This is a genomic window from Pseudomonas sp. NPDC098740 (genome assembly GCF_044760065.1).
In the GTDB taxonomy this organism is placed as follows: Bacteria; Pseudomonadota; Gammaproteobacteria; order Pseudomonadales; family Pseudomonadaceae; genus Aquipseudomonas; species Aquipseudomonas rossensis.
The window spans coordinates 48,412-50,529 of the sequence record NZ_JBIWAM010000035.1 but is presented as its reverse complement, the minus strand read 5'-3'; the positions used below and the strand labels follow the sequence as shown (position 1 = coordinate 50,529).

Sequence of the window (2,118 nt, the reverse complement as noted above, 5' to 3'; positions counted from 1 at the left end):
ACCTGGCACGCGCAAAAGAGATTCGCAGTACCATAGCGAGCATCAAAAGCACGCAAAAGATTACCAGCGCCATGGAAAAAGTGGCGGTCAGTAAAATGCGCAAGGCACAAATGCGCATGGCTGCTAGCCGTCCTTACGCGGAGCGCATCCGCCAGGTTATTGGTCATTTGGCCAACGCTAACCCGGAATATCGCCACCCCTTCATGATCGAGCGAGAAATCAAGCGCGTCGGTTATGTCGTAGTGAGCAGTGACCGTGGTTTGTGTGGTGGCTTGAACACCAACCTGTTCAAGGCCTTGGTCAAGGACATGGCGGTAAACCGCGATAACGGCGTCGAGATTGATCTGTGTGTTGTTGGTAGCAAGGGTGCGGCTTTCTTCCGCAACTTCGGCGGTAACGTCGTTGCAGCTATCAGCCACCTAGGTGAAGAGCCGTCGATCAATGATCTGATTGGCAGCGTCAAGGTGATGCTGGATGCCTACCTGGACGGCCGTATTGATCGCCTGTCCGTGGTGTCCAACAAGTTCATCAACACCATGACGCAACAGCCTACTGTGGAGCAGTTGATTCCACTGGAGGCAACCGCGGATCAATCACTCAAGCATCACTGGGACTATCTCTACGAACCGGATGCCAAAGAGCTGCTTGACGGCTTGATGGTCCGCTACGTTGAGTCGCAGGTCTACCAGGCGGTGGTCGAGAACAACGCGGCTGAACAAGCTGCGCGGATGATCGCGATGAAGAACGCTACCGACAACGCCGGTGATTTGCTCAGCGATTTGCAGCTGGTCTACACCACGGCGCGTCAGGCTGCGCTCACCCAAGAGATCTCGGAAATCGTCGGCGGCGCTGCCGCGGTTTAACGGTTCAAATATTCAGAGGATCCAGCTATGAGTAGCGGACGTATCGTTCAAATCATCGGCGCCGTTATCGACGTGGAATTTCCACGCGACAGCGTACCGAGCATCTATAACGCGCTGTTGGTACAAAGCGCGGCAGGGACCACTCTGGAAGTTCAGCAACAGCTGGGCGACGGCGTGGTTCGTACCATTGCGATGGGTTCCACCGAAGGCTTGAAGCGCGGTCTGGAAGTCAAGGACTCCGGCGCAGCCATCTCCGTACCGGTCGGTAAAGCGACCCTGGGCCGGATCATGGACGTACTGGGCAACCCGATCGACGAAGCTGGCCCGATTGACACCGAAGAGCGCTGGGGCATTCACCGTCCTGCGCCAACCTTCGCTGAACAAGCGGGCGGCAACGACCTGCTGGAAACCGGCATCAAGGTTATCGACCTGGTTTGCCCGTTCGCCAAGGGTGGTAAAGTCGGTCTGTTCGGTGGTGCCGGTGTAGGCAAAACCGTAAACATGATGGAACTGATCCGTAACATCGCCATCGAGCACGCCGGTTATTCCGTGTTCGCCGGTGTGGGTGAGCGTACTCGTGAGGGTAACGACTTCTACCACGAGATGAAGGATTCCAACGTTCTGGACAAAGTGGCACTGGTTTACGGTCAGATGAACGAGCCGCCGGGTAACCGTCTGCGCGTAGCACTGACCGGCCTGACCATGGCCGAGAAGTTCCGTGACGAAGGTAACGACGTTCTGCTGTTCGTCGACAACATCTATCGTTACACCCTGGCCGGTACTGAAGTATCCGCACTGCTGGGCCGTATGCCTTCCGCAGTAGGTTACCAGCCGACCCTGGCCGAAGAGATGGGTACTCTGCAAGAGCGTATCACTTCGACCAAAAACGGTTCGATCACTTCGATCCAAGCGGTATACGTACCTGCGGATGACTTGACTGACCCGTCGCCAGCGACCACTTTCGCCCACTTGGACGCCACCGTCGTTCTGTCCCGTGACATCGCTTCCCTGGGTATCTACCCAGCGGTCGATCCACTCGACTCGACTTCGCGCCAGCTGGACCCGAACGTAATCGGCCAGGACCACTACGACACCGCTCGCGGCGTACAGTATGTTCTGCAACGTTACAAAGAACTGAAGGACATCATTGCGATCCTGGGTATGGACGAGCTGTCGGAAGCCGACAAGCAGTTGGTAAACCGTGCTCGTAAGATCCAGCGTTTCTTGTCGCAGCCGTTCTTCGTGGCTGAAGTCT

2 protein-coding genes are annotated in these 2,118 nt (G+C 56.5%); both read left to right on the top strand.

The window, feature by feature from the left end; genetic code table 11:
- The first annotated feature begins 2 nt into the window (after positions 1–2).
- On the top strand, positions 3–863 hold the full coding sequence (gene atpG / locus ACIQU2_RS27150; protein WP_403145345.1) for a F0F1 ATP synthase subunit gamma: 861 nt from the start codon (positions 3–5) through the stop codon (positions 861–863).
- A gap of 27 nt (positions 864–890) precedes the next feature.
- On the top strand, positions 891–2,118 hold a 1,228-nt coding region (gene atpD / locus ACIQU2_RS27145), incomplete at its 3' end, for a F0F1 ATP synthase subunit beta (protein ID WP_403145342.1).